This window comes from Elioraea rosea, assembly GCF_007644105.1.
In the GTDB taxonomy this organism is placed as follows: Bacteria; Pseudomonadota; Alphaproteobacteria; order Acetobacterales; family Acetobacteraceae; genus Elioraea_A; species Elioraea_A rosea.
Genome location: NZ_VFAC01000028.1, coordinates 1 through 26,996 on the forward strand (window position 1 = coordinate 1; position 26,996 = coordinate 26,996).

Sequence of the window (26,996 nt, forward strand, 5' to 3'; positions counted from 1 at the left end):
CCGTCGATCTTCAAGCGGGTCACGCAGCAGCTGATGCAGCACGTCGAGCCTGCCCCCGCGGCTCCCCGCCAGGCGCCGACGCTCGGCGGCGCAGAGCCGCTTGCGCCGCGCCCGGCCGTCGCCACGCCGCCTGCCTATGCGGCGCAGCCCCAGCCCTCGGGGCTCGAGGCAAGCCCGCGCCCGGCCCAGCGGGCCATGCCTGCGGAGGATCTCGGCCTCGAGATCCCTGCCTTCCTCCGCCGCCAGGCCAACTGATCTCGGCGCGACCCCGCAATGAAAGGCCCCGGGAAGACGCTTCCCGGGGCCTTTTTCATGACCGAGGGCGTTGTTTTTCCTGCCCGCCCAGAACTCGCCCTAAATGTGGAAAAATCAGGGCGCTACACTGAAATATGCAGTAACAAGCCTTGACTTGAGGCAGGCCGCGCCGGGCCCTAGCGTCCCACCGTGTCGTGATCCGGCCGAGTCGGCTCGCGGCATCGGCTCGAAGGGCCGGTCCGGCAGCAGGGTTGACCTTTCCTGGGGTTGACCAGGCCTAGCAAGGATAGCACCTGCCGGCGCGACCCTATCCCGTGACGTGCCTCCCCCGGGTTCCGCTCCGCCCGGATTGTCGAAACTGCCGAGAGACATGCCCCGTGCAGATCACCCGTGACCCCGTGCAGCGCGACGCCCGCGCCATCCTCGCCCCGGCGAGGGGGGAGCGCGAGGTCCAGGCGACGGCGCTTGCGCCGCAGCGCACGCTGCGCGCGCCGATCGGCTGCACCGGCATCGGCCTGCATTCCGGGGCGCGGATCGCGCTGCGGCTGCTTCCGGCCGCGCCCGACAGCGGCATCGTGTTCCGCCGCACCGACCTTGGTGGCATCGAGATTCCCGCCCGGTTCGACCACGTGGTCGACACGCGGCTGAACACCACGCTCGGTCTTCCCGGCCGGCCCGACGCCGTCGTCGGCACGGTCGAGCATGTCATGGCCGCCCTCGCGGGCATGGGCGTCGACAATGCGGTGGTCGAGCTCGACGGCGCCGAGGTGCCGGTGATGGACGGCTCCGCCGCCCCGTTCGTGTTCCTGATCGAGTGCGCCGGCCTCGTCGCGCAGGAGGCGCCGCGCCAGGTCGTCGAGGTGCTCCGCCCCGTGCGCGTTGCCGAGGGCGAGGGGTTCGTCACGCTTCTTCCCGCCTCCTTCCAGGGCCTTGCCCTCGAGGCCGAGATCGATTTCCCGGCAGCCGCCGTGCGCCGGCAGAGCCGCGCCGTCCGCCTTACGCCGCATGGCTTCAAGGCCGACCTCGCCGCCGCCCGCACCTTCGGCTTCGCAGAGGAGGTGGAGGCGCTGCGTGCCGCCGGGCTCGCCCGGGGCGGATCGCTGAAGAACGCCGTCGTCGTCTCGGGCGCACGCATCCTGAACGAGGGCGGCCTCCGCTTCGCCGACGAATTCGTGCGCCACAAGCTTCTCGACATGGTTGGCGACCTCGCACTTTCGGGCGTCTCGCTCACCGCGCGCGTCGTCGCACGCCGCCCTGGCCATCGGCTGAACAACCTCGCGCTGCGCGCTCTCTTCGCCGATGACGCAGCCTGGCGCCTCGCTCCGGCGGGTCTCGGCGCCGGGGTGTCGGTGCGCGCGGGCGCGAGCGGCATCGCCGCGGCCGCCGCCGCGCCGGCCTGACATCATCCGCACGGGCGCTGGCCGCCAGATCCGGTCACATCGCGCCGAGCAGGCTCTGGCGCCGGCCGCCGGGGTGGTATAGTCGCTCCCTGCCATGACGACACCGAACCGCTCCTCGCCCCGCCGCCCGCTTCGTGGACGCGCGCTGCTCGCGCCGGCCCTGCTCGCCGCGGCGCTTCTCGTCGGATGCGGCAACACCGACGATCCGCGCGACCCGCTGATCTCGAGGGAGAGGCCGGTCGAGCAGATCTACAACGAGGCGGTTGACGCGCAGCAGGCGGGCAACCACGCCCGCGCGGTCGCGCTGTTCGAAGAGGTGGAGCGCCAGCACCCCTACTCGTCATGGGCGACCACGGCGAAGCTGATGTCCGCCTACAGCGACTACCAGCGGAGCCGCTACACGGAGGCGATCGGCACGCTCGACCGCTTCATCAGGCTTCACCCCGCGCACCGGGACCTGCCCTACGCCTACTACCTCCGCGCCATGAGCTATTACGAGCAGATCGCGGATGTGGAGCGCGACCAGAGGATGACCGGCCAGGCCATGGCGGCGCTGCAGGACGTGGTCAACCGCTTCCCCGAGAGCCCCTATGCCCGCGACGCGCGGCTCAAGATCGACCTCGCGCGCGACCATCTCGCCGGCAAGGAGATGACGATCGGCCGCTACTACCAGCAGCGGAACCTCTACGCCGCGGCGGTGAACCGCTTCCGCCGCGTGGTCGACGAGTACGACACGACGAACCACGTCCCCGAGGCGCTGCACCGTCTCGTCGAAGTCTATCTCGCGCTCGGGCTGACCGAGGAGGCGCGCAAGTCCGCCGCCGTGCTCGGCCACAACTATCCGGGAAGCCCCTGGTACCAGGACAGCTACGCGCTGCTGACGCCCGGCGCGCAGCCGGCGGAGGTCGACCGGCCCGGCATGCTGTCGCGCTGGTGGTCGTCGGTCTTCTGAGCGCGATGCGCGCGCCCCGCACCGCCGTCACGTTCCGCCGGCGCTGACGGCACCGGCCGTGCTCGTCTCCCTCTCGATCCGCGACGTCGTGCTGATCGACAGGCTGGATCTCGTGCCCGGGGCGGGGCTGACGGCGCTGACGGGAGAGACGGGGGCGGGCAAGTCGATCCTTCTCGACAGTCTCGGCCTCGCGCTCGGCGATCGTGCCGAGGCGGGGCTCGTGCGCGCGGGCGCGGCGCAGGCTTCCGTCGCCGCAGGCTTCGCCCCTCCCCCCGGCCACCCGGCACTGGCGCTTCTCGCCGAGCACGGCATCGGCGCGGAGGACGGCATCGTGCTGCGCCGGGTTCTCGGCGCCGATGGGCGAAGCCGGGCCTTCGTCAATGACGAGCCCGTCGGCGTCGCGCTGCTGCGCCGCCTCGGCGCGCTGCTCGTCGAGGTGCAGGGACAATTCGCGCAGGTCGGCCTCGCCGACGAGGCGACGCATGCCGGGCTTCTCGATGCGTTCGGCCGGCTCGGGGGAGAGCGCGCGCGCACGGCTGGCGCCCATGCCTCCTGGCGCGCGGCGCTGCGCGCGCTCGCCGATGCGGAAGCCTCCGTCGTCTCCGCGCGGAAGGAGGAGGAGTACCTTCGCCACGCCGTCGAGGAACTGGCGAGGCTCGCGCCTGAGGAGGGCGAGGAGGAGGCGCTCGATGCCTCGCGGCGGCGCATGCAGCAGGGCGAGAAGCGTGCCGAGGGCTATGCGGAGGCGCTCGCCGCGCTTTCGCGCCAGCGCGGCGCGGCGACGGCGCTGCGCGAGGCCGCCCGCGCGCTCGACCGCCTGCCCCAGCCGAACGACGAGGCGGAGCCGCCGCTCGCAGCGATCGGCCGCGCGCAGGATGCGGTGGCGGAGGCGGAGATGCTTCTCGAACGCCTCGTCGCCGACAGCGGGCCGGACCCGCAGGGCCTCGAGCGCGCGGAGGAGAGGCTGTTCGCGCTGCGGGCGATGGCACGCAAGCACCAGACGAGCGTCGATGCCCTGCCCGCGCTCCTTGCCGAGCTGCGCGGGAGGCTCGCCGCGCTCGATGCGGGCGAGGAACGGATTGCCGGGCTTGCCGCCGCCGCCGCCGCTGCGCGCGAGACCTACCGCTCCGCCGCCGAGGCCCTCACCGCGGCGCGGACGGAGGCTGCTTCGAGGCTCGACCGCGCGGTGGCGAAGGAGCTCGCACCGCTCAAGCTCGAGAAGGCGCGCTTCATCACGGAAGTGACCGCTCTTCCGGAGGCAGAATGGGGACCGGACGGGTCCTGCTCCGTCCGTTTCCTGGTCGCGATGAACCCGGGCATGCCTCCCGCCCCGCTGGCGCGCACGGCATCGGGCGGCGAGCTTGCGCGGCTCATGCTTGCGCTCAAGGTCGTGCTCGCCGCCGGCGGCACGGTGCCAACGCTCGTGTTCGACGAGGTGGACAGCGGCATCGGCGGGGCGACGGCGGCCGCGGTGGGCGAGCGCCTCGCCCGCCTCGCGGCCGCGCTGCAGGTCCTGGTCGTGACGCACTCGCCCCAGGTGGCGGCGAAGGCCTCCGTGCAGTGGCGCGTCGCCAAGCGCAGCGGCAAGGCGGGAACCGTGACCACCGTCACGCCGCTCGGCGAGGAGGAGAGGCGGGAGGAGATCGCGCGCATGCTTGCCGGAGAGCGCATCACCGATGCCGCCCGCGCGGCCGCCGACAGCCTTCTCGCGGCAGGATCATGACGATGACGATCCGCCGCGCGGGCCCTGGCGATGCAACCGCCCTGCTTGCGCTGGCCGCTGCTCTCGCACGCACGCAGAACGACCCGGACGACCGCGCGACGATCGAGGATCTCCGTGAGGCCTGGCTCGACCAGGCCGCACCCGGCCTCGCCCTCATCGCCGAGCGGGAGGGTGAGGCCATCGGCTACCTCGCGATGATGCCGAGCTTCGAGAGCAGCCACGGAAGCCATGGCTTCTACGTGTCCGACCTCTTCGTCACGGCCGCGCACCGCAGGCGCGGCACGGCATCGGCCCTGCTTGCCGCTGCGGCACGGGAGGCGCTCGCGCGGGGGCGGACGAGCCTCTGGTGGGTCGCGATGCCGGACAACGAGGACGCCCACATGTTCTACCGCCGCCATGCGAACATCGAGCAGCGCACGCTTGCCTTCGCCGTCCTCGGGGAGAGGCTCGCGGAGATCGCGCGGCGATGAGCACGCTCCGTGCGATCGCCCCGGAGGCGCTGACGGAGGCGCAGGCGGCGGAGGAGCTCGCCGCGCTCGCGGCCGAGATCGCGCGTCACGACGCGCTCTACCACCAGCGCGACAGGCCCGAGATCTCCGACGCCGCCTATGACGCGCTGAAGCGCCGCAACGATGCGATCGAGGCGCGTTTCCCGAGACTGGTGCGCCCCGACAGCCCGGGCAGGCGCGTCGGTGCCGCGCCGGCGCGGGGTTTCGCCAAGGCGCGGCACCGCAAGCCGATGCTCTCGCTCGACAATGCATTCGGCGCGGACGAGTTCGGCGAGTTCGTCACCCGCATACGCAACTTCCTCGGCCTATCTGCTTCGGAACCCCTCACCTTCGTCGCCGAGCCGAAAATCGACGGCGCCTCGATCAACCTCACCTACGAGAAGGGCCGTTTCGTGCGCGGCGCGACGCGCGGCGACGGAACCGAGGGCGAGGACGTCACCGCCAACCTGCTCACGGTCAAGGACCTGCCGCGCAGGCTGAAGGGCGACGCGCCCGCCCTGATCGAGATCCGCGGCGAGGTGTACATGGAGCGGGGCGAGTTCCTCGCGCTCAATGCCGGGCTGGAGGGAGAGGGCGAGGAGCCCTTCATGAACCCGCGCAACGCCGCCGCAGGTTCGCTCCGCCAGAAGGACGCCGCGGTGACGGCGAAGCGCCCCTTGCGCCTCTTCGCCTACGCGATGGGCGAAGCGTCCGAGAAGGTGGCAGACACGCATTCGGGCTTCCTCGAGCGGCTCGAGGCCTGGGGCTTCCACGTGAACCCCCTCTCGAAGCGTCTCGAGGACTGGGCGGACGCCAACTCGTTCCAGGAGGAGATCGGCGCGCAGCGCGCCTCGCTTCCCTATGACATCGACGGCGTCGTCTACAAGCTCGACAGGCTCGACTGGCAGGAGCGCCTGGGCTTCGTCGGCCGCGCCCCGCGCTGGGCGATCGCCTGGAAGTTCCCGGCCGAGCAGGCCACCACCGTGCTCCGCGACATCGAGATCCAGATCGGCCGCACCGGCGCGCTGACCCCGCGGGCGGTGATGGACCCAGTGACCGTCGGCGGCGTGGTCGTCCGCCACGCAACGCTGCACAACGAGGACGAGATCGCGCGGAAGGACATCCGCATCGGCGACACGGTGATCATCCAGCGCGCAGGCGACGTGATCCCCCAGGTCCTCGGCATCGTATCCGAGAAGCGGCCGGCCGATGCCGTGCCCTTCGTCTTCCCCGACCGATGCCCCGCCTGCGGCAGCCACGCGGTGCGCCCCGAGGGCGAGGCCGTGCGCCGATGCACCGGCGGGCTGATCTGCCCCGCCCAGGTGGTCGAGCGCCTGAGGCACTTCGCCTCGCGCGGCGCCGTCGACATCGAGGGCCTGGGCGAGGAGAACGTCATCCTCTTCCACGAGGCGGGGCTGATCCGCCAGCCCGCCGACATCTACCGCCTGAAGGACCATCGCGAGACGATCCTCTCCTGGAAGGGCTGGAAGGACAGGAAGCTCGACAACATTCTCGGCGGCATCGAGGCGAGGCGGCGCATCCCGCTCGAGCGGCTGATCTTCGGCCTCGGCATACGCCGCATCGGCGAGGCCAACGCCAAGCTTCTCGCCCGGCACTACGGAAGCTTCGACGCCTGGCGCGAGGCGATGATCGCGGCGCGGATCGTCGGGTCTGAGGCGCGGGAGCAGCTGGGCTCGATCATCGGCATCGGCCCGGCCATCGCCGAGGAGCTCGTCGAATTCTTCGCCGAGCCGCGCAACATCGCCGCCCTCGATGCGTTGATGGCGGAGGTGAAGGCGGAGGACGCGGCCACGTCCAGCGAGGCCGGCGTCCTCGGAGGGAAAACGATCGTCTTCACCGGGACCCTCGAGACGATGACACGGCCTGAGGCGAAGGCCCGGGCCGAGGCGCTTGGTGCGAAGGTGACGGACAGCGTGTCGAAGAAGACCGATCTCGTCGTGGTGGGCGCAGACGCCGGCTCGAAGGCGGCGAAGGCGGCCGCGCTCGGCGTCCGGACCGTCACCGAGGCCGAGTGGCGCGAGATGGCCGGGTTCAGTGCCTGACACGACACCGAGGCGGCCGCGACTCCGGCGCGCCGCCATCCTGGCCGGTGCGCTGATAGCCCTCATCGTCGTGCTCGCCGGGGCGGCGGTGCTGCTCCTGCCGCGCGTCGAGCTTGCGGGGTTCGCAGCCGGGCGCATCTCTGCATCGGTCGGACGCGGCGTGACGATCGAGAGCCTTCGCATCGATCCCGGACAAAGCATCGCCGTCACGCTCCGCGGCGCGCGTCTGGCCAACATCGAGGGTGGAACCGAACCCGACATGGCGCGGATCGAGAGGCTCGATGCCGTGATCGAGGCCTGGCCGCTCCTGCGCGGCGCGGTGGTCGTGCGACGCCTCGAGGCGGAGGGCGGGAGGCTGCTTCTCGAGCGCGACGGCGAGGGCCGCGGCAACTGGTCATTCGGCCCGGCCTCGGATGCGCCGTCGCCGCCGCCGCGCGCGGGCGTTCCCGTTGTCCTGGCGCTCGCGCTCGCAGACGGGGAGATCATCATCCGCACCCGCAGCGGCAGGCGCCTTGCCCTTCGGATCGACGCCGCGGCGCTGGAGGCGCCGGACAGCGCGTCGCCCGCGGCGTTGCGCGCCGACGGCGCCTACAACGACGCCCCGCTCACCCTCGAGGCGGCGCTCGGCAGCTTCGACCAGCTGCACGACGCCGACCTTCCCTTCCCCATCGCGCTCCGCCTCCGCTCCGGCAACGCGGTTCTCGCGCACGAGGGCACGGCGATGGACCCGCTGAATTTCGACCAGGTGCGGGGAACGACCACCCTCGAAGGGCCGAGTCTCGGCGAGATCCTTGCCGTCGCCGGGCTCGAGGCGGGCTCGGACGTGCCCGTCGCGGTCGCGGCCTCCGGCTCCCGGGACGACGCGGACTGGCGTTTCGCCGATCTCACGGGAACCGTCGACGGCCATGCCGTGTCCGGCCCGTTGGTCCGCTTCGTCGAGGGGCCGGATGCCGACCCCGATCTCGTCGAGGCCACCCTGACCTTCGAGAAGCTCGATCTCGCCCGCTTCCTCGAAACCCTGCCTGACGGCGGCGGCGACGATGACGGACTGCTTCTGCCGCGCGTCGTGCAGCGCGAGCCTGACCCGCTGTTCCGCGGCGACCTTGCTGCGGGCGAGATCGCGTTCCGCCGCCTCCGCGGCACCGATGCGACCCTGAAGGTCGAGATCGCGCCGGGGCGGCTTACGGTCGAGACGCTCGCGCTCTCGGCGTTCGGCGGCAGGATCGAGGGAAACGGTACGGTGACGGAACGCGACGGCGAGGCGAGCCTCGAGGCGTTCCTGTCCGGCCGCGGAACGACGATCGACGGCGCCCGACGCGCCGCGGGCATCGAGCCTGTGCCGCTCGCCGGGCCGTTCGACCTGCGCGCGAGCATCACGGGCTCGGGCGAGACGCTCGCGCAGGCGGAGCGCGAAGCGCGGATCGTCGGCGTATTCGCCATGCAGGGCGGAAGCATCGAGCGCGAGTTGGTCGAGCAGGTCTCGACCGATGTCCGCGCCCTGTTCCGGAGCAACGGCGAACGCGCGCGAATCCTCTGCCTGCTCGCCATGGTCGACATTGCGGGAGGGCGGGGCGATATCGCGGCCGCGCGGCTGTCCACCACGGCCGGAACGGTCGTCGCCTCCGGCCGGATCGATCTCGCGCGCGGCACCGTCGATGCGCGCATCGGCTCAGTGGCGGAAACGACGAGCGGGATCGCGCTCGATGTTCCGGTACGACTCTCCGGCGCGCTGGCTGACCCCTCGATCGCGACGACCGAATGGCCGAGGGCGGAGCGCGCGCGGTTCAGCGTGGCAAGCCGCGCTGGCGGGTTGCCGCCGTCGCTTCGCGAGATCGCCGAGGCGAATGCCTGCTACGGCGCGGCGCGCTGAAGCAGCGCGCCGGTCGTCTCGCAGCGCGCGCCCGCGCAGAACGCGTCGAGCGCGCGTTCGAACACCCCGTCATCCTCCAGCGCGGCCGCGGCGAAGAGCGTCATCGAGGAGCGGAACTTCATATCGTCGGGCGAGCCGAAGATCGCGTGCAGCGAGGTGTTCGGCTGGCTGAGCACGGCCTCGGTGCATGCACGCAGGCGCGGGCCGAGCACGGGGTGGGCGAGATAGGCCCTCGCCTCGGCGAGCGAGGCGATGCCGTAGCGCACGGCCATCGGCGACTGGCCGAGCCCGCGCAGCTGCGGGAACACGAACCAGATCCAATGGGTGCGCTTGCGCCCCGCGCGAAGCTCGGCCAAGGCCGTCTCGATCACCGGCGCCTGCGCGGTGACGAAGCGGGCGAGGTCATGCGGGTCGGCGGTCACAGCGTCGGGCAGGCGCCGCGCAGCCAGGACGCCACCTCGGGCTCGACGAGCGGGGCGATCTCGCGCAGCACGCGGGCGTGATACGCATCGAGCCAAGCGCGCTCCGCCTCGGTGAGCATCGACGGAACGATCAGCCTCCTGTCGAACGGCGCGAGCGTCAGCGTCTCGAAGCCGAGGAAGGGCTTGATCGCCCCCGCGATCGTCTCCTCGCGCACGAGGAGCAGGTTCTCGAGCCGGATGCCGTAGCGCCCGGGGGCGTAGAAGCCGGGCTCGTTCGAGAGGATCATGCCGGGCTCAAGCGCGATCGGCCGCGCGGCGCGGGAGAGGCCGGTCGGGCCCTCGTGCACCGAGAGGTAGCTGCCGACGCCGTGACCCGTTCCGTGATCGTAATCGAGGCCGACATCCCACAGCGCGCGGCGGGCCTGCGCCTCGATATGCGGCCCGGCGATGCCCTTCGGGAACTTCAGGGTCGCGATCGCGATGTGGCCCTTCAGCACCCGCGTGAACCGGTCGGCGATCTCGGCAAGCGCGGGCGCGGCCTCGCCCACGAGCAGCGTGCGCGTGATGTCGGTGGTGCCGTCGCGATACTGCGCGCCGCTGTCGAGGAGGAACACGTCCCCCTTCGCGATGCGCCGGTTCGTCGCCCCGGTCGCGCGGTAGTGGATGATCGCGCCGTTCGGGCCGGAGCCGGTGATCGCGGGAAAGCTTTCGCCGACGAAATGCTCCCCCCGCGCACGGAAGCGGAGAAGCGCCTCGCCGGCGGCGAGCTCGTCGAGCCCGCCCTTCGGCGCCTCGCGCTCGAACCAGGCGAGGAAGCGGGCAATCGCTGCGGCGTCGCGCCGCTGTGCCGCCCGGGCCCCCTCCTGCTCGGCTGCGTTCTTGCGCGCCTTGGGCAGAAGCACCGGGTCCGGCTCGGCAAGCACCGTCGCGCCGGCCTCGCGCAGCCGCGCGGCGAACCAGGCGGGCGCACTGCGCGGATCGACCATCACCGTCGCCTTCGCCGCACCGAGCGCCGCAAGCGCAGCGGCGAGGCCGGAAGGCGGCTCGACCGTCACCGCATTGCCCAGATGCGCGTGGAGCGTCGCGTCGAGGCGCGAGAGCTCGATGAACAGCGCGACGCGCCCGTCGGCATGGGCGATGGCGAAGGCGAGCGCGACGGGATTGTAGGGCACGTCGTCGCCGCGGATGTTGAGGAGCCAGGCGATGCTCTCGGGCGCCGTCAGCACCGCAGCGGCCGCGCCGGCCTTGGCGATTGCCTCGCCGATGCGGGCGCGCTTCGCCGCCGCCTCCTCACCCGCGAAGGCGATCGGGTGCGGCACGGGGCGGCCGGAAGGAACCCCGGGCCGGCCACGCCAGACCGTATCGACCGGGTTGCCCTCGACCGGGACGATCGTGGCGCCGGCGGAGGCGACGGCGGCGGAAAGCCGCGCCAGCGCCTCCTCGCCATGCAGCCACGGGTCGTAGCCGATGCGCTGGCCCTTCCCCAGCGTCTCGCGCAGCCAGGCCTCGGCCGGTGCCTCGATGCTGTGGCGGATGGTGAAGATGCGCGGATCCACCTCCGCCTCGGCCTGGAGCAGGTAGCGCCCGTCTGTGAAGAAGGCCGCGCGGTCGGCCAGCACGATGGCGAGGCCGGCCGAGCCGGTGAACCCGGTGAGCCAGCGAAGCCGGTCAGCCGAGGCGGGGATGTACTCGTTCAGGTGCTCATCCGCGCGGGGGACGATGAAGCCATCGAGGCCACGTTCGGCGAGCGCGGCGCGAAGCGCTGGCACGGAATCATTCACGAAGGGTTTCACGCGTGTTTCATAGCTCCGGAAATTCCATGCGCCCGACGCATGGCTGGATGGGTACCATCCCGCGTGTTCAAAGGCCGCCTCGGGCCCATGTTGCACATGCGAACAGGGGGTGGCAGCCGGCGCCACCGACGGCGACGGCCGAGAGCTGCCCCCCTCGCGCGCAAGGACCCTAGACCATGGACGCCCGCATCACCAAGGAGGAGACCGCTCTCCTTCTGAACTTGGCCCCGAGCCGCACGGCACGTGAGGTGGAGGCCATCCGGCTTGCCGCCATCCGCGCCCGCGACGAGGCGATCGGCCAGGCGATCAAGCGCGGGGTCGCCGCCTTCTTCAGCGGCATCCGCGCCGCCGTCGTGTTCCTCGTAAACTACCCCCAGCGCCGGGCGGTGTTCGACCAGCTCCAGTCCATGTCGGACCGTGAGCTTGCCGATATCGGCCTCGAGCGGGCCGATCTCGCCCGGGTGTTCGACGAGGACTTCGCCGTGACCCGCACCTCCGCCCGCCGCAGCGCCGCTTCGTTGGCGCCCGCGCCGGTCGCCGCGAACAGCAACGTCCAGCTCCGGATGCAGGCCGCCGCCTGACGCCCGGCTGAACCAAGGCTGCCAGAGGGCGGTCCCCGAGAGGGTGCCGCCCTCTTTCTTTTGCGCTCGTCCGCCGCCCAACCTCGCGCGCACCCGTCGCATGGCGACGGCCATGCTTCGGGTCAGCGTTTCCTGAGGATCAGCGTTGCCCAGTGGCCGATGTCGATGCGCCCCGCGAGCGCGAGGCCCGCGCGGCGGTGGGCGGCGAGAACCATCTGCGCCTGGTCGACCAGCAGGCCGGACAGCACCGCGTGCCCGCCGGGGGCGAGATTGCGCGCGAGGTCGGCCGCCATGGCGCAGAGCGGGCGGGCGAGGATGTTGGCGGTGACCAGCCCGTAGGGCGCGTGGCGGCGGATCGCGGGCGCCTTCCAGCCATTGCCGTGCACGAGCCTGGCAAGGCGGTGCAGCCGGTTCAGCCGCGCATTCTCGGCAGCCACGCGCGCCGCCCAGGGGTCGATTTCCACCCCGATTGCCCTGACATGCCAGAGAGCGGCTGCCGCGAGCGCCAGCACGCCGGAGCCGGTGCCGATATCGGCCATCCAGCCGCGCGGCCTCGGCAGGCGCTCGAGCGCCATCAGGCAGCCGCGCGTCGTCGCGTGTTCGCCGGAGCCGAAGGCGAGCCCGGCATCGATGGTCAGCGCGAGGCGGCCCGGCATGGTGGCCTCGGCGTCATGCGTGCCGCGGATCAGGAAGCGCCGTCCGATCGGCTGCGGCGGGAAGGCCTCGCGGGTGCGCGCGAGCCAGCCCTCGGCCTCCACCGCATCCTCGGCGAGCGCGGGCTGCGCGATGCCGGAGACGGCGGCGGCAAGCGCTAGCGCGCCCTCCAGCGCTGCGCGGTTGCCCGGCTCGCGCAGCAGCCCCTCCACCGTCCAGTCCGGTGCCGCCGCATGCGGGTCGTCATCGGCGCGGAAGATGGCCACCCCCTCGCAGGCGCTCTCGAAGGCGGCGGTGAAGGCGGGCACGGCGTGCTCGGGAACCGTCACGAACAGCCGCGGCAGCGCGGGGGCCGTCATGCCTTTTCCACGAACCGGTCAAGGATGCGCTTCGTTCCGGTGGCGAACTCCACGTCGAGCTTATCGTCGTCGACGCCGCGCACGGTGCCGTAGCCGAACTTCTGGTGGAACACGCGGGTGCCGACGGCGAGGCGGTCCGACCGTTCGGGGCGCGGCGCGATCTCCCACGCGCCTGCCTCGATCACGCGCCCGCGGCGCGCGCCGCCGAAGCTGATGGCGGGGAACATCGAGGACGCAGGCTCCGGCGCGCGACCACCGAAACCCTGGCCCTGCAGCCCCGGTGCCGCGGCACGCACCACCTCTGCCTCGGGCAGCTCGGCGACGAAGCGGGAGGGGATCGAGCTTTGCCAGTTCGCGTAGATGCGTCGGTTCGCCGCCCACGAGACGATCGCGCGCCGGCGCGCGCGCGTGAGCCCGACATAGGCAAGGCGGCGCTCCTCCTCGAGCGACTTCGTTCCGCCCTCGTCGAGCGCGCGCTGGTTCGGAAACAGGCCCTCCTCCCAGCCAGGCAGGAACACCGTGTCGAACTCGAGCCCCTTCGCCGCGTGAAGCGTCATCAGCGTCACGCGGTCTGCCTCGGCTGCCTCGTCATTCTCCATCACCAGCGAGACGTGCTCGAGGAAGCCCTGAAGCGTCTCGAAATCGGCGATGGCGCGGACGAGCTCGCGCAGGTTCTCGAGCCGGCCAGGCGCCTCTGGCGAGGCATCGTTGCGCCACATCTCGGTGTAGCCGCTCTCGTCGAGCATCGCGGCGACCGTCGCCACATGCCCCTCGCGGTCGAGCATGGCGCGCCAGCGCGAGAGGTCGCGGAAGAACTGCGCGAGCGCGGGCCGCGCCTTGCCCTTCAGAACGTCGGTGCCGACGAGCCGTTCGGCGGCGATCGAGAGCGGAACGGCCTCGCGCCGCGCGGCATCATGAATTGCGCGCAGCGCGGTGTCCCCCACGCCGCGGCGTGGCGTGTTGACGATGCGCTCGAAGGCGAGGTCGTCGGCCGGCTGCGCGAGGAGCCGCATATAGGCCATCGCATCGCGGATCTCGGCGCGCTCGTAGAAGCGAAGCCCCCCCACCACGCGATAGGGGAGGCCGAGCGTGATCATGCGCTCCTCGAAGGCGCGGGTCTGCGCGCCGGTGCGCACGAGCACCGCGACCTCGGCGAGCGAATGGCCCTCGAGCCGCAGCGCCTCGATGCGCGCACCCACCATGCGCGCCTCCTCCTCGCTGTCCCAGAGCGCGTGGACCTCGACCTTCTCGCCTTCGGCGTCCTCGCGCCCGGGCCGCAGCGTCTTGCCGAGGCGGCCCTCGTTCTGCGCGATCAGGGCGGAGGCCGCGGCGAGGATCGGCCGCGTCGAGCGGTAGTTGCGCTCGAGCCTCACGATCACAGCGCCGGGGAAGTCGCGCTCGAACCGGAGGATGTTCTCCACCTCCGCGCCCCGCCAGGAGTAGATCGACTGGTCGTCGTCGCCGACGCAGCAGATGTTGCGATGCTTCTGCGCGAGAAGCCGAAGCCAGAGATACTGCACCGTGTTGGTGTCCTGGTACTCGTCGACCAGGATGTAGCGGAAACGCCGGTGATACTCGGCAAGCACGTCGGGCTCGCGTTGCAGAAGCGTCACGACATGCAGCAGCAGGTCGCCGAAATCGGCGGCGTTCAGGGCAAGAAGCCGCGCCTGATAGTCTGCGTAGAGCGCTCGGGCGCGGCCGCCGGCGAAGTCGGTATCCTCGGCCGGGCTCACCTGCGCAGGGGCGAGGCCGCGGTCCTTCCAGCGCTGGATCGCCGCCATCAGCCCCGGCGCCGGCCAGCGCTTGAGGTCGACATTCGCCGCCTCCATCACCTGCTTGAGCAGGCGAAGCTGGTCATCGGTATCGAGGATGGAGAAGTTCGAGCGGAGCCCGACGCGCTCGGCATGGCGGCGGAGCATGCGCACGCAGAGCGCGTGGAAGGTGCCGAGCCAGAGCCCCTCGGCCGGGCGGCCCAGCATCGCAGCGACACGCTCGCGCATCTCGCGCGCGGCCTTGTTGGTGAAGGTGACGGCAAGCACCTCGCCCGGCGCGGCGCGACCGGTCAGAAGCAGATGCGCGAATCGGGCGGTCAGCACCCGCGTCTTGCCCGTGCCTGCGCCGGCGAGCACGAGGAGCGGGCCGTCGAGCGTCTCGACGGCCTGGCGCTGCTCGGGGTTCAGCCGCGCGAGATAGGGGTAGGGGTCCATTCCAGCAGCATGGTCGGAGGCGCCTCCGGCGGCAACGCCGCCAGACGGGCCATGCGCGGCAACGCCGCTAGGAAGGCCGTGCGCGGCGACGCCGTCAGACGTGTTCAGCGCGGCAGCGCCTACTGACAGATGCCGATCGAGCCCTCGGCGCAGACACGCTCGCCATCTAGCCAGCGGGCACCGCCAAGCCGGGCGTTGTTGAGGTCCACCCCGCCGAGATCCGCGCCCGTCAGGTCTGCGCCGCGGAGGTCGGCGCCGAAGAAGCGCGCCTGGCGAAGGTCGGTCTTGTGCAGCGTCGCGCCCCGCATGTCGGCCCGGGTGAAGTCGGCCGAGCGGAAATTCGCCTCCGTCAGGTCCGCGTCGCGAAGCCTCGCGGACACGAAGCGCGCATCGGGCCCATCGACGCGGACGAGCTTGGCGCCGGTGAGGTCGGCCCGGTGAAGCGAGGAATCGCGCAGCACCGCCCCCGTGAGGTCGACCCCCTTCAGGTCACGCCCCGCAAGCAGGCAGCGACGCCAATCGACTTCGGGGCCCGCGGGAGATGTGCAGGCAGCGTGGGAGGGTGCAGCGCCGAGCAGCAGGAGCGCCGCGACCAGGACAGGTAGCGTGTGCATGCGGGGCCATATAGAACAGACGTCCGGCGGCGCAAAGGCCCGATCCGCCGGAACAGTCACTGCGGCGGGAGTCGGATGCGCCGGTTTTTCGAGCTTTGTGCGCGCCGCGGCGCTCTCCTGCTCGCCGTCTCGATTTTTGTCGGCCTGTTCGCTCCACCACTTGCACGTGCGATGCGTTTCATCGTCACGCCGACGGTCGTCGGGCTGATGACGCTCGTGCTGCTGCGAGTCGATTTCGCTGCCGTGTTCGCCTATCTCCGCCGCCCGGGCCTCGTCGCCTGGCTGCTCGGCTGGCTCATGGTGGCCTCGCCTCTCATCGCCTTCGGCTTCGTCTGGCTCGCCGCCGAGGCAGGGCTGGAGGGGCCGCTGGGCGCCGCCTTCGTGGTCGCCGCCACAGGCTGTGCGGCCACCTCCGCACCCGCCTTCGCCCGGCTTGTCGGGCTCGATGCGCAGCTCTCGCTCGTGGGCTCGGTACTCTCCACGCTGGTCGTTCCCTTCACCGCGCCGCCTCTGGCGCTCGGGCTGCTCGGCGTCGCCCTGCCGCTGACGATCGGCGGGCTGTCTGCGCGGCTCGCACTCGTCGTCGGCCTGCCGCTTCTCGCGAGCCTCGCGATCCGGCGTGTGGCGGGGCAGGAGCGGCTGCAGCGCTGGGGGGTGGCGATCGACGGTGCGGCGGTTGCGCTCGTCGGCCTCTACGGCATCGGCGTGATGGACGGGATTCTGGCCGCGATGCTCGCCCGGCCAGGCTTCGTGCTCGGCGCCACCGCGCTCGCCTTCCTGGTCAATTACGGGCTGAACCTGCTGACGGCCGTGGCCTTCTGGCCGTTCGGCAAGCGGATCGCGCTGTCCACCGGGCTTCTCTCGGGCAACCGCAACATGGCGCTCTACCTCGCCGTGATGCCGTCCGACAGCGACCCGGCGCTGCTGATGTTCTTCGCGCTCTGCCAGTTCCCGCTGTTCCTGAGCCCGTTCCTGCTCAGGCCCGTCTATCTCAGGCTCGTGCCGCCGCAGAAGGCGTAGGCGCGTTCAGGCGGCTTCCGTCGCCTCGCCGGGCCTGGCGGCCGGGCGGACGCCGAGGATGTGGGCGATCGCGTAGGTCAGGTCCGGCCGGTTCAGCGTGTAGAAGTGGAACTCGTCGATGCCGGAGGCCTGGAGAAGCCGGACCTGCTCGGCGGCGGCGACGGCCGCGACCATGCGCCGGGTCTCGGCGTCGTCGTCGAGACCCTCGAAGAGGCGGGCGAGCCAGGGCGGGACCGAGGCGCCGCACATCGCAGAGAACTTCACCACCTGCGCGAAGTTCGTCACCGGCAGGATGCCGGGAACGATCGGAACCGAGATGCCCGCGGCGAGGCAGCGGTCGAGGAAGCGGAGATAGGTGTCGGCCTCGAAGAAGTACTGGGTGATGGCCCGCGTCGCGCCGGCGTCGATCTTGCGCTTGAGGTTGTCGAGATCGGCGTCGGCAGAGGCGGCGGAGGGGTGGGTCTCGGGATAGGCAGCGACGGAGATCTCGAAGGGTGCGATCGCGCGCAGGCCCCCGACGAGGTCCGCGGCGAAGGCGTAGCCCTCCGGGTGAGGCTCGTAGCGCGTGACGCCGGCGGGAGGGTCGCCGCGCAGCGCGACGATGTGGCGAACCCCCGCCTCCCAATAGGCGCGGGCGACCGCATCGACCTCGGCGCGCGACGCGCCGACGCAGGTCAGGTGCGCCGCTGCGGTGAGCGAGGTGTCCCTCGCGATGCGCGCCACGGTCGCATGGGTACGCTCCCGCGTCGTGCCGCCCGCGCCGTAGGTGACGGACACGAAGCGCGGCCCGAGCGGCTCGAGGCGCCGGATGCAGGACCAGAGCTGCGTCTCGAGCGCCTCGGTCTTCGGCGGGAAGAACTCGAAGGAGAGCTTCGGCGCGCCGAGCCCGTCCGGCCGGCCGGGAAGGGCGGCGAAGCGGGGCCCGGCCGCCCAGCGGGCGAGCACGGAGCGCGTGGTGCTGTCGTCAGTCGTGCCGGCCATGGGCGCCGATCCCTCGAATGGTGGATCTCATGAATGGCCGCGCCCGCCCTCCCGCGCAAGCCCGGCGGCGCGTGCGTGAACCCTGTCACACCTAAGGGGGATCTTCATAAACCGCTTGCAAACCTGTCTTTGCGACCGTAGGTGCGGCACGCTACTGTGGTGCGGTGCGGCAGGCAGGTCTGGCGCGCGCCGTTTTGCTGCGGGCGCGCCGTGCCGTGCGGTCGAGAACAACAGAGACGGGTGCATTCGTGATCCCTCGCCTGCCCCTCAGGGTCGTTGCCGCGGTCGGCGCCCTCGCGCTTGTTGCCGGTTGCAACCTCCCTCCCCCTGCCTCCGACCCGGAGGCGCGGGCAGAGTATTTCGAGACGAACGACCCGCTCGAGCCGGTCAACCGCGTCACGCACACCTTCAACCAGGCCGTCGACACCATGCTGCTTCGGCCCGCGGCCGAGGCATACCGGATCTTCATACCCCAGCCGATCAGGACGGGCCTCGGCAACTTCCTCGACAACCTGCTTCTGCCCCGCACCACTGTCTACAACGCGCTGCAGGGCAACTCCGACCGGGCGGCCGATTCCTTCTCGCGCTTCGCCATCAACTCGACGCTCGGCGTGTTCGGCATCTTCGACTTCGCCTCCGACATGGGCTTTCCGCCGCAATACGAGGACATGGGCCAGAACCTCGCCGTATGGGCCGGTACGCTCGATGGCGGGCCCTACATCGTGCTGCCCATCCTCGGGCCGTCGAACGTGCGCGACACCACCGGCCGCATCATCGACTTCTTCACCGACCCCTGGCAGTGGCTCGGCCAGGGCGACACGGTCGAAGCGCTCAGGATCGCGCGCGTCGTCGCGCAGGCGATCGACACAAGGGAAGGGCTCATCGAGCCGCTCGATGCGCTGAAGGCGCAGAGCCTCGACTACTACGCCGCGATCCGCAGCCTGTACCGCCAGCAGCGCGACCGCGACATCCAGAACCAGAGTGTCGGCCAGCGCCGCTACTTCGACTGGACCGGCGAACGCCAGGGACTACCGCAATGATGACGCGCCGTTCCGCGCTTCTGCTCCTCGGCACCGCCGCCGCGCTGCCCGCCCTCCTCGCCGCGCCGCGCGGCGCCGCCTCGACCGACCTTGCCGCGCGGGCGGGAGCGTTCATCGAGGAGCGCGGCAACCAGGTGATCGGCATCGTCAACGGCAATGGCGGGACCGACGCCAAGCGCGACGCCGTCGCCAAGGTGCTGCGCGAGGCGGTGGACGTGCAGGGTGTCGCGCAGTTCGTGCTCGGCCGCCACTGGCGCACGGCAAGCGAGGCGCAGCGGCGGGAGTACCTGTCGCTGTTCGAGGAGACGCTGGTGCGCAACCTCTCCGCGCGCTTCGGCGAGCTTCGCGGCGTGACGTTCAATGTCGGGCGCAAGCAGATGGCCTCGGAGACCGAGGCCGTCGTCTCGACCACCGTCTCGCGCCCGAACAACCCCGATGTCATGCTCGACTGGCGCGTCGCCGATGTCGGCGGTGCGCCCAAGATCGTCGATGTCGTGGCGGAAGGCTCGAGCCTGAGGATCACCCAGCGCTCGGAATACGCCGCCGTCGTTCAGCGCGGCGGCGGCATGGACGGGCTCCTCCGCGCGATGCGCCAGCAGCTCGCCCAGCTCGAGAGCCAGGAGCGGCGCTAGAGTACGGCCCGATCGATCGGCATCAACCGATCGGGAACGCGTGCCCTCGAAGCGTAGACGGCGAGAGCCGAGGCCTCAGCGCCGCACCACCTCGAGATAGAGAAGCGCGCCGTTGATCGAGGGAAACACCCTCCGCTCGGCGATCTCGGCTTCCGGCAGGACGGTGACGAGGCGTGCGAGCTGCGATTCGTCGCGTGCCGACAGCCTTGCGCCGCCGAGGATCCAGAACGCCCTGTCCGGAGCAGCCGCGGCCCAGGCGCTGAGCATCAGCCGCCCGCCGGGGCGCAGGCGCGCGAAGCTGTGGCGGATGATCGCCTCGGCCTGCCGCCCGCTGAAGTACGCGATCGACTTGCAGTAGACGAAGTCGAACGGCTCTCCAAGATCGTCCTCGGCAAGCGCATCGATGACGGGGCCGACATGTGGAACGACCCACGGAACGGGCAGTTCCGCCGCGATGTCCGACGCGGGCTCGTGATCATCGACGAGCGCGACCCAGCGTCGGATGCCGCCGGACGGACCCGCCGCAGAGAGCTCGGCTTCGCGGAGATGCGCCGGGGCGATGCAGAGGACCCGCGCTCCTGGCCGCTCTTCGGCAGCCTGGTCGGCCAAGCGGGCGATCAGCCGGCGATGCTCGCGCACCGCCTCGCAGGTCGGCAGGCCGGACGTGGCGGCGAACACGTTCCGACCCACCGCGTCGGCCGAAGCGATCAGCCGGGCAGCGTCGGGATGGCGGAGCATCAGGTCGGCGATCTCGCCGTCAGGGGGGCGGCCGAGGTGGTCGGACGTCCAGGCCCGCGCCGCGAGCGGGTCGCGGCGCAGGAGCTCGGTGAGCGGATGCGCCGCGAGCGCCCGCCTGAGCGGCAGAAGCTCCTCCTCCGCCGGGCCGAGCGCGATCCCCGCGAGCGCAGCAGCGAGCTCCGATACAACCCGGTACGCGCCGGTTGCGGAGTGGATCTGCTCTGCCCAGACGCCGGCCAGGCGAATCACCTCCGCAGGCTCCGGCGGCGCGAACAGGATGGGAATGCGTCCCGACATGACCCCTCTCGTTCGCGGCGCTGAGTGCCGCGTTCACAGTTATGTGTGCGCCAGGTCACACGAGCATCACCCGAATGGGTGACTACGGTTGAAACACTGGGCCGGTGCCGTCACGCTCTGGGCGTGGAACGGTCGGAGCTTCTTTCCCTGTCCCTTGCCCTCGCCGAAGCGGCGTTCGAGGGCGAACCGCTGAAGGATGCACTCGGGGGTCTCGCCAGAGGCTTCCGCGCGGACGAGGTGATGCTCTACCGCGACGATGTGACGGGCGCGATGGCGGTGGTCGAAAGCCTGCGCCTGCCGCCCGACCAGCTTGCCGAGTACCGCAGCGCAGCACTTGCGCACAACCCGCGAAGGCCGGTCTGGAGCCGCGCTCCCTTCGGCCGGGCGATCGACTTCGATGCGGTGGTTCCGCCCGAGACCCTGGCGGAGGGACCGCTCGGCGCGATGATGCGGCGCACCGGCTTTCCGTCCCGCCACACGGCGGGGATCAGGGTCGCGATGGGCCCGGGCGCGGAGGCGCGCTTCTCCATTGGCCGCAATACCGGCGGGGCCTTCGGCAGCGGCGCGCTGGCCGCGATCGAGGCGATCGCGCCGCATCTCGCCGCCGCGCTGCGGGCTCGCCTCCTCCTCCTCGGCGACACGACGCTCGGCGGCCACGCCGCGCGGTTCGGCGATATCGAGCTTCTCCCCACGCCGCTCGCCCTGACCGACGCGCTGCCGCGACTGCGCCAGGCAAACGCCGCGTTGCGCGCCATCGTCGCGCGGCGGGACGGGCTGACCCTGGGGCAGACGCGCCTCTGCGCCGCCGATCCCGCCGCCGACCGTGCGCTCGAGGCAGCGGCGATCGAACTGCCGCTCGCCACCGTGCTCGGCCGACCCGGCGTGCGCGGCATCACCGTGCCGCGGACGGGAGGGGGGCTTCCCTACGTGATCCAGGCCGTCGCGCTCGGCCACGGGGCATGGCTGCGACGGGGCGTGCTGTTCACGGTCGCCGACCCGGAGGCCCGCAAGCCATCCCTCCCGACGCTGCGCGCCGTGCTCGGGCTGACCGCTGCGGAGGCGGCGCTCGCGACGGAGCTCGCCGCCGGCGCGACGCTGGCCGAGGCAGCGAGCGCGCGCGGCGTCTCGCACGAGACCGCGCGCACCCAGCTCAAGTCGATCCTCGCGAAATCGGGCTGCACGCGGCAGGCGGAGCTCGCCCGTCTCCTCGCCCGGCTCGGACAGGGAAGCCAGGCGGCGTGAGCGGCGAGGAGGAGGCCTGGCTCGCTCCCGTCGCGCTCGGCTTCTACGGCGCCGCAGCCGGCACGTCCGATTTCGGCCACGCGCTCGAGCAGTCGCGCCAGAGCCTCGAGGCCGACACGCTCTATTACTACGTGGCCCGGCTCGACGACGCACTGCGGCGCGACCAGCACGTGCTCGGCCGGGTCAGCCGCGACCGGATCGAGGAGTACTCGAGCACCTGGGTGGTGCTGAACACGCGCCAGCGCTTCTGGCCCGAGGTGCGGGACGGAAGCATCGTCGATTTCGACACCATCGTGCCGGCGGCGGAGTTCGCCGCCTCGCGGCTCTGGCGCGACTTCATGCGCCATCACGTGCCGATGCTCCATTCGCTCGGCCTCGCCATTTCGCATGCGCCGGGGCTCCAGGCCCGGTTCGCAATCGGGCGCACCCCCGAGAGCGGCCCCTTCCCCGACCGCGTGCGCACGCGCCTCGCCGCGCTCGCGCCCCATGTCCGCCGGGCGGCGACCGCGCGGCTCCATCTGCTCGGGCTCGAGGCCGAGACGCTGCTTCCCGAAGCCGCGGTCGCGGCACTCGACATCGCGCTCGCGCGCTACGCGCCCAACGGGAGCTTCCTCGGGGCGAATGCCTCGCTTCGGCGGCTCGCGGCGCGAGGGGAAGGCCTCGATCTCGGGCCGGCTGGGATCGAGCCGGCACGGCCGGGCGACCGTGTGGCGCTTGGCGCGGCGATCCGCTCGGCGACGGCGCCGACGCGCGTCGCGCTCCGCCGCGACGGCGGGGTGCCCTACATCGCCGAGGTCCTGCCCGGGCAGGAGCCGGGCGAGCCCGTGCTCGTGGTCGTCACCGACCCCGCCGCGCCGCCGGGGCCGTCGCCCACTCATCTCGCCGTGCTGTTCGACCTCCCGCACGTGCAGGCGGTTCTCGCCTACGACATCGCCGGCGGCATGACGCTGCGGGAGCACGCGGCGGAACGGGGCGTGCCGGTCGAGACCGCGCGGTCGCGGCTGAAGGCGGTGATGGCGCGGCTCGGCTGCCGCCGCCAGGCGGAGCTCGCCGCGCTGCTCGCCCGCCTGCCGGCGTTGTCCTGACGGCTCAGACGCGGACGAGCGGCTTGTACTTGATCCTGTGCGGGTCGGTCGCGTGCTCGCCGAGGCGGCGGCGCTTATCTTCCTCGTAGGCCTCGAAGTTCCCCTCGAACCACTCGACGTGGCTTTCGCCCTCAAACGCGAGGATATGTGTGCAGAGGCGGTCGAGGAACCACCGGTCGTGGCTGATCACCACGGCACAGCCCGCGAAATCGGCCAGTGCATCCTCAAGCGCGCGCAGGGTGTCGACGTCGAGGTCGTTGGTCGGCTCGTCGAGCAGCAGCACGTTCGCTTCCGACTTCAGCATCTTGGCCAGGTGCACCCGGTTCCGCTCGCCGCCCGAGAGGATGCCGACCTTCTTCTGCTGGTCCGAGCCCTTGAAGTTGAAGGCGCCGACATAGGCGCGCGAGGGCACCTGGCGCTTGCCGAGATAGATCACGTCGGTGCCGCCGGAGATCTCCTCCCAGACGGTCTTCGACGCATCGAGGCTGTCGCGACTCTGGTCGACATAGCCGAGCTTCACCGTCTCACCGATGCGCAACGCGCCGGCATCGGGCTGCTCCTGGCCGGTGATCATGCGGAACAGCGTGGTCTTGCCCGCGCCGTTCGGGCCGATCACGCCGACGATGCCGCCAGGCGGAAGCTTGAAGTCGAGGTTCTCGATCAGCAGGCGGTCGCCATAGCCCTTCGACAGCTTCTCCGCCTCGATCACCGTGCCGCCGAGGCGGGGCCCGGGCGGGATGATGATCTCGGCCACGCCGCCGGCCTGCTCCTGGTTCCTGGCAAGCATGTCCTCGTACTTCTGGATGCGCGCCTTGTTCTTGGTCTGGCGCGCCTTCGGCGTTGCGGCGATCCACTCCGCTTCGGCCGCGAGCGCCCGCATCCGCGCGGTCTCCTCCTTCTCCTCCTGCGCAAGCCGCTGGCGCTTCTGGTCGAGCCAGGAGGTGTAGTTGCCCTCGAAGGGAATGCCGCGGCCGCGCTCGATCTCGAGGATCCAGCTCGTCACGTTCTCGAGGAAGTAGCGGTCGTGGGTGACGACCATGACGGTGCCGGGATAGTCGTGCAGCGTGCGCTCGAGCCAGGCGACGCTTTCGGCATCGAGATGGTTCGTCGGCTCGTCGAGCAGCAGCAGGTCAGGCTTCTCGAGCAGGAGCTTGCACAGCGCCACGCGCCGCTTCTCTCCGCCGGAGAGGTTCGTCACCGGGCTGTCGGGGGGCGGGCAGCGCAGCGCATCGAGCGCGATCTCGATCTGCCGATCGATCTCCCAGCCGTTCGCGGCGTCGATCTTCTCCTGCAGTTCCGCCTGCTCGGCGAGAAGCGCGTTCATCTCGTCCTCGCTCATCTCCTCGGCGAAGCGGGCGGAGATGGCATTGAACCGGTCGAGCGCGGTGACCACGTCGCCCAACGCATCGCGCACGTTCTCGGCGACCGTCTTGGTCGGGTCGAGCTGCGGCTCCTGCGGCAGGTAGCCGACGCGGGCGCCCTCGGCCGCCCAGGCCTCGCCGCCATAGTCCTTCTCGATGCCGGCCATGATCTTGAGCAGCGTCGATTTGCCGGCGCCGTTGACGCCGAGCACGCCGATCTTCACCCCGGGGAGGAAGGAGAGGGTGATGCCCTTGAACACCTCGCGGCCGCCCGGATAGGCCTTCGTGAGGTTCTTCATGACATAGACATACTGGTAGGCGGGCATCGGCAGGCCCTCGCGGCGATGGCGGTTCGGGAAGCGCGGGTTCTACAGCGGAACCCGAAGGGGTGGAACACCTCTTCGGGGCGGGTGGGCGATGCGGGGAAGCCGGCCTGGGAGGCGAGGGTTCAGCGCACCCGGCCGAGCGTGGCGGCGACGCGCGCGGCAAGCCGCCGGACGGCCTCGACGCGGTGCCGCTCGCTGATCTCGCGCGCTGCCTCGCGCACCGGCCCGCTCGCCGGCGCGGCGGCAAGCGATAGGACGGCACGCAGCCCCTTCGTCTGGTCATCCGGCTCGGCGAGCGCCCAGGCCGCCACCCGGTATGGACCGACCGTCCCCTCCGACGCGATGTCCAATCCCTGATCCATGTCCCGCATTCTGCTCCTGCCCCCCGAAGAGTCGGGAGAGGACACCGGCATGGATTACGCAAAGGTGAAGCACGGAATGGTGAGGCCATCGATGTGACGGAGCAGACACGTTCAGACACGACGACCTGACGTCCCTGCCGGAGCCGGATCTGATACTGTGATCTTCGAAGCTAGGCTTGCAGACCCTGTGGTGCACACGATGCCCAGAAGCGATGCTCAGTTCGCGGGAGCGATCCCGGTAATCTACGACCGCCTGATGGTGCCGCTCATCTTCGAGCCCTACGCGATCGACCTCGCGGAGCGGCTCGCGGGTGCGATGCCTCGCGCCATTCTCGAGATTGCCGCCGGCACGGGCGCCCTGACGCGGATGATCGCAGCGCGAGTGCCGGCCGAGGCGCGCATCGTCGCGACCGATCTCAATCCGCCGATGCTCGATCAGGCCGCAGCGCGACTGGCCGGAGACACGAGGATCGCCTGGCAACAGGCCGAAGCCTCCGCGCTGCCGTTTGGGAACGCCCGGTTCGACGTGGTCGCCTGCCAGTTCGGTGCGATGTTCTTTCCGGACAAGGAACAGGCCTATCGCGAGGCGCGCCGCGTTCTGAAACCGGGCGGGCGGCTCCTGTTCAACGTCTGGGACAGGATTGCCGAGAACGAGTTCGCCGAGGCGGTGACGGACGCGCTGGCGCTGCTCTTCCCCGACGACCCTCCCCGCTTCATGGCGCACATCCCGCACGGCTACCACGACACGAAGCGGATCCGCGCCGAGCTCGTCGCGGCCGGGTTCGAGACGGTGTCGGTCGACGCTGTCGGGTTCGTCAGCCGGGCCACGTCCGCGACCGACGCGGCGGTCGCCTATTGCCAGGGAACGCCGATGCGGAACGAGATCGAGGCGCGCGACGCCTCCGGACTGGCGGCGGCAACCGAAGCCGCGGCAGCCGCGCTGGTGCGACGTTTCGGAAGAGGGCCGATCGAAGGCCGCATCCGGGCCTACGTCATCGAGGCCGCCTGAGGGCGCCGCGAAGGGCAAAGGGGGCGCTGGTGGGCCGGGCAGGACTCGAACCTGCAGCCAGGCCGTTATGAGCGGCCAGCTCTGACCATTGAGCTACCGGCCCACCGCACGACCATTGATGCGGTCAGGGCGGGGCCGCGACAAGCCCCGCCCTGTCCGCCATCAGCCGGTGATGGCGGCGTACACCTTCTGCATCATCAGGCGCCGATAGGCCGCGCGTCCCACCGACGGCGCGGCCGACATGTAGACGACGGTGAGCTCCTCCTTCGGGTCCACCCAGAAGTAGGTGCCGCCATAGCCTGCCCACATGAACTGGCCCTCGCGGCCAGGCACGCCGGCCACGCCATCGGCGAGCCTGGTGGCGAAGCCGAGGCCGAACCCGTAGCCCTTCGTGCCGAGCAGGAGCTCGCCCGGCGTCACGGGCTGGGCGATCGAGGCGTCGAGATGATCGGCCGTCATCAGCCGCACCGTCGCGGGCGAGAGGATGCGCACGCCATCGAGCACCCCGCCATTGGCGAGCATCTGGGCGAAGCGGAGATAGTCCGCCGCAGTGGACACGGCGCCCGCCCCGCCCGACGCGTTTGCCGGCGCCTGGTTCACGTCGAGCAGCCCGACGGGCGCGTTGTTCAGCGCGGGGTCGACGCCGAGGCCCTGGGCAATCCGCCCCTGCTTGGGCTCTGCCACCACGAAGCCCGTGTCGGCCATGCGCAGCGGCCGGAACAGCCGCTCCTCGAGGAAGGTCTCGAGCCTCTGCCCCGATGCCGCCTCGACCACGCGGCCGAGAACGTCCGAGGAGAGGCTGTATTCCCAGGTCGTGCCTGGCTGCTTGGCGAGCGGCGCTCCGGCGACCGCTGCGGTGAACTGCTGCGGCGTGAGCTGGCGCGCGTCATAGGGGTCGGTGCCGCGGAACAGCCCGCCCTGGGTGTAGGCCGCCTTCACCTGCGCGTTCTGGGTGATCTCGCCATAGGCGAGCCCGGAGGTGTGGCGAAGCAGGTCCTGCACCGTCATCGCCCGCGCCGCCGGAACCTGGGCGTAGGACACCGCGGCGGTGATCGGGTCGAGCCGCGGCTGGCTCACCAGCATCGGGCGGTCGAACTCGCGAAGATGGCGGGCGACGGTGTCGGTAAGCTGCAGCCGCCCCTCCTCGACGAGGATCATCGCCGCGACCGAGACGAGCGGCTTGGTCATCGAGTAGATGCGGAACACGGCATCGGGCTCGAGCGCCGCGCGGGCCTGCTTGTCGCGATAGCCCACCGCCTCGGCGAAGACGAGCTTGCCGCGGCGCGCAACCATGACGACCGCGCCAGGAAGCCGGTTCGCGTCCACCTCCGCGGAGAGGAAGCGGGCGATGCGGCCGAGCCGCTCCGCGTCGAGGCCGACCTCCTCTGGCTTGGCGGTCGGCAGGGCCTGGGCCTGGGGCTGAGCCTGGGGCTGGGCATGGGCAAGCGGGATGGCGAGCGCCACCGCAAGCAGCGGCGGCATCGCGAGAAGCGAACGACGGTTCATCGGAACGTCCTCCGGA

23 protein-coding genes, 1 tRNA gene and 1 pseudogene are annotated in these 26,996 nt (G+C 71.3%); 14 read left to right on the forward strand and 11 right to left on the reverse strand.

What is annotated here, in order from left to right; translation table 11 throughout:
* The 7 genes and pseudogenes from FIF60_RS21675 to FIF60_RS15585 form a co-directional block, all read left to right on the forward strand.
* A pseudogene (locus tag FIF60_RS21675) lies at nucleotides 1-255 on the forward strand (hypothetical protein); the annotation flags it as partial.
* 377 nt (nucleotides 256-632) lie between these two features.
* On the forward strand, nucleotides 633-1,655 hold the full coding sequence (gene lpxC, locus FIF60_RS15560; RefSeq protein ID WP_338032092.1) for a UDP-3-O-acyl-N-acetylglucosamine deacetylase: 1,023 nt from the start codon (nucleotides 633-635) through the stop codon (nucleotides 1,653-1,655).
* Between the two features lie 94 nt (nucleotides 1,656-1,749).
* Complete coding sequence (locus FIF60_RS15565) at nucleotides 1,750-2,607, forward strand: outer membrane protein assembly factor BamD (RefSeq protein ID WP_144187014.1); 858 nt, start codon at nucleotides 1,750-1,752, stop codon at nucleotides 2,605-2,607.
* A gap of 58 nt (nucleotides 2,608-2,665) precedes the next feature.
* Entirely contained in the window at nucleotides 2,666-4,330 is a 1,665-nt protein-coding gene (recN, locus tag FIF60_RS15570) for a DNA repair protein RecN (RefSeq protein ID WP_144187015.1), read from the forward strand.
* Between the two features lie 2 nt (nucleotides 4,331-4,332).
* On the forward strand, nucleotides 4,333-4,800 hold the full coding sequence (locus FIF60_RS15575; RefSeq protein WP_158639249.1) for a GNAT family N-acetyltransferase: 468 nt from the start codon (nucleotides 4,333-4,335) through the stop codon (nucleotides 4,798-4,800).
* Nucleotides 4,797-6,881, forward strand: a complete 2,085-nt coding sequence (ligA, locus tag FIF60_RS15580) for an NAD-dependent DNA ligase LigA (RefSeq protein ID WP_144187017.1) — start codon at nucleotides 4,797-4,799, stop codon at nucleotides 6,879-6,881. The genes FIF60_RS15575 and ligA overlap by 4 nt, the downstream gene beginning before the upstream one ends.
* The gene (locus tag FIF60_RS15585; protein ID WP_144187018.1) at nucleotides 6,874-8,751 is read left to right on the forward strand and encodes an AsmA family protein; all 1,878 of its coding nucleotides are present in this window, start codon (nucleotides 6,874-6,876) and stop codon (nucleotides 8,749-8,751) included. The genes ligA and FIF60_RS15585 overlap by 8 nt, the downstream gene beginning before the upstream one ends.
* Here FIF60_RS15585 and FIF60_RS15590 read toward each other — a convergent pair.
* Complete coding sequence (locus FIF60_RS15590) at nucleotides 8,733-9,173, reverse strand: DUF1810 domain-containing protein (RefSeq protein WP_144187019.1); 441 nt, start codon at nucleotides 9,171-9,173, stop codon at nucleotides 8,733-8,735. The genes FIF60_RS15585 and FIF60_RS15590 overlap by 19 nt on opposite strands.
* Nucleotides 9,170-10,954: an aminopeptidase P family protein gene (locus FIF60_RS15595; protein WP_144187020.1), complete on the reverse strand. Its 1,785-nt coding sequence runs from the start codon at nucleotides 10,952-10,954 to the stop codon at nucleotides 9,170-9,172. The genes FIF60_RS15590 and FIF60_RS15595 overlap by 4 nt, the downstream gene beginning before the upstream one ends.
* Nucleotides 10,955-11,142: 188 nt before the next feature.
* Between FIF60_RS15595 and FIF60_RS15600 the strand changes: the two genes are divergently transcribed.
* Nucleotides 11,143-11,547: a DUF1127 domain-containing protein gene (locus FIF60_RS15600; protein ID WP_144187021.1), complete on the forward strand. Its 405-nt coding sequence runs from the start codon at nucleotides 11,143-11,145 to the stop codon at nucleotides 11,545-11,547.
* Nucleotides 11,548-11,669: 122 nt separating this feature from the next.
* Here the strand turns inward: FIF60_RS15600 and FIF60_RS15605 are convergent, their stop codons facing one another.
* The 3 genes from FIF60_RS15605 to FIF60_RS15615 all read right to left on the reverse strand — a co-directional run bounded on the left by FIF60_RS15605 (nucleotide 11,670) and on the right by FIF60_RS15615 (nucleotide 15,381).
* Nucleotides 11,670-12,560 carry a 50S ribosomal protein L11 methyltransferase gene (locus tag FIF60_RS15605; protein WP_144187022.1) on the reverse strand — a complete coding sequence of 297 codons (891 nt, stop codon included), beginning with the start codon at nucleotides 12,558-12,560 and terminating at the stop codon, nucleotides 11,670-11,672.
* Nucleotides 12,557-14,767: an ATP-dependent helicase gene (locus FIF60_RS15610; protein WP_144187023.1), complete on the reverse strand. Its 2,211-nt coding sequence runs from the start codon at nucleotides 14,765-14,767 to the stop codon at nucleotides 12,557-12,559. Before FIF60_RS15610 ends, FIF60_RS15605 begins: the two co-directional genes overlap by 4 nt.
* A gap of 119 nt (nucleotides 14,768-14,886) precedes the next feature.
* Nucleotides 14,887-15,381 (reverse strand): pentapeptide repeat-containing protein, encoded by a 495-nt coding sequence (locus FIF60_RS15615; protein WP_144187024.1) that lies wholly within the window; start codon nucleotides 15,379-15,381, stop codon nucleotides 14,887-14,889.
* Nucleotides 15,382-15,456: 75 nt separating this feature from the next.
* Here FIF60_RS15615 and FIF60_RS15620 point away from each other — a divergent pair, with 75 nt between their 5' ends.
* Nucleotides 15,457-16,401 (forward strand): hypothetical protein, encoded by a 945-nt coding sequence (locus tag FIF60_RS15620; RefSeq protein WP_144187025.1) that lies wholly within the window; start codon nucleotides 15,457-15,459, stop codon nucleotides 16,399-16,401.
* Between the two features lie 6 nt (nucleotides 16,402-16,407).
* Here the strand turns inward: FIF60_RS15620 and metF are convergent, their stop codons facing one another.
* Nucleotides 16,408-17,382 (reverse strand): methylenetetrahydrofolate reductase, encoded by a 975-nt coding sequence (gene metF / locus FIF60_RS15625; protein ID WP_144187026.1) that lies wholly within the window; start codon nucleotides 17,380-17,382, stop codon nucleotides 16,408-16,410.
* A 248-nt stretch (nucleotides 17,383-17,630) separates the two neighbouring features.
* Here metF and FIF60_RS15630 point away from each other — a divergent pair, with 248 nt between their 5' ends.
* A complete protein-coding gene (locus tag FIF60_RS15630; RefSeq protein ID WP_158639250.1) occupies nucleotides 17,631-18,422 on the forward strand; it encodes an MlaA family lipoprotein in 792 nt (263 codons plus the stop codon).
* Entirely contained in the window at nucleotides 18,419-19,054 is a 636-nt protein-coding gene (locus FIF60_RS15635; protein ID WP_239451658.1) for an MlaC/ttg2D family ABC transporter substrate-binding protein, read from the forward strand. Before FIF60_RS15630 ends, FIF60_RS15635 begins: the two co-directional genes overlap by 4 nt.
* A 75-nt stretch (nucleotides 19,055-19,129) precedes the next feature.
* On the opposite strand, the gene FIF60_RS15640 is transcribed toward FIF60_RS15635, so the two are convergent.
* On the reverse strand, nucleotides 19,130-20,089 hold the full coding sequence (locus tag FIF60_RS15640; protein ID WP_144187029.1) for a hypothetical protein: 960 nt from the start codon (nucleotides 20,087-20,089) through the stop codon (nucleotides 19,130-19,132).
* 123 nt (nucleotides 20,090-20,212) lie between these two features.
* On the opposite strand from FIF60_RS15640, the gene FIF60_RS15645 reads away from it, so the two are divergent.
* Both FIF60_RS15645 and FIF60_RS15650 read left to right on the forward strand, forming a co-directional pair.
* Nucleotides 20,213-21,331 (forward strand): hypothetical protein, encoded by a 1,119-nt coding sequence (locus FIF60_RS15645; RefSeq protein WP_144187030.1) that lies wholly within the window; start codon nucleotides 20,213-20,215, stop codon nucleotides 21,329-21,331.
* Complete coding sequence (locus FIF60_RS15650; protein WP_144187031.1) at nucleotides 21,328-22,416, forward strand: helix-turn-helix transcriptional regulator; 1,089 nt, start codon at nucleotides 21,328-21,330, stop codon at nucleotides 22,414-22,416. Before FIF60_RS15645 ends, FIF60_RS15650 begins: the two co-directional genes overlap by 4 nt.
* Before the next feature lie 4 nt (nucleotides 22,417-22,420).
* Here FIF60_RS15650 and ettA read toward each other — a convergent pair whose 3' ends face one another.
* Together ettA and FIF60_RS15660 are read right to left on the reverse strand one after the other, a co-directional pair.
* Nucleotides 22,421-24,103: an energy-dependent translational throttle protein EttA gene (gene ettA / locus FIF60_RS15655; protein ID WP_144187032.1), complete on the reverse strand. Its 1,683-nt coding sequence runs from the start codon at nucleotides 24,101-24,103 to the stop codon at nucleotides 22,421-22,423.
* 122 nt (nucleotides 24,104-24,225) lie between these two features.
* Entirely contained in the window at nucleotides 24,226-24,465 is a 240-nt protein-coding gene (locus FIF60_RS15660) for a hypothetical protein (protein ID WP_144187033.1), read from the reverse strand.
* A 199-nt stretch (nucleotides 24,466-24,664) separates the two neighbouring features.
* Between FIF60_RS15660 and FIF60_RS15665 the strand changes: the two genes are divergently transcribed.
* Nucleotides 24,665-25,474: a class I SAM-dependent methyltransferase gene (locus FIF60_RS15665; RefSeq protein WP_144187034.1), complete on the forward strand. Its 810-nt coding sequence runs from the start codon at nucleotides 24,665-24,667 to the stop codon at nucleotides 25,472-25,474.
* Between the two features lie 27 nt (nucleotides 25,475-25,501).
* Here the strand turns inward: FIF60_RS15665 and FIF60_RS15670 are convergent.
* Nucleotides 25,502-25,577, reverse strand: a tRNA-Ile gene (locus FIF60_RS15670).
* A 59-nt stretch (nucleotides 25,578-25,636) separates the two neighbouring features.
* On the reverse strand, nucleotides 25,637-26,980 hold the full coding sequence (locus FIF60_RS15675) for a serine hydrolase domain-containing protein (RefSeq protein WP_144187035.1): 1,344 nt from the start codon (nucleotides 26,978-26,980) through the stop codon (nucleotides 25,637-25,639).
* Nucleotides 26,981-26,996: the final 16 nt, after the last annotated feature.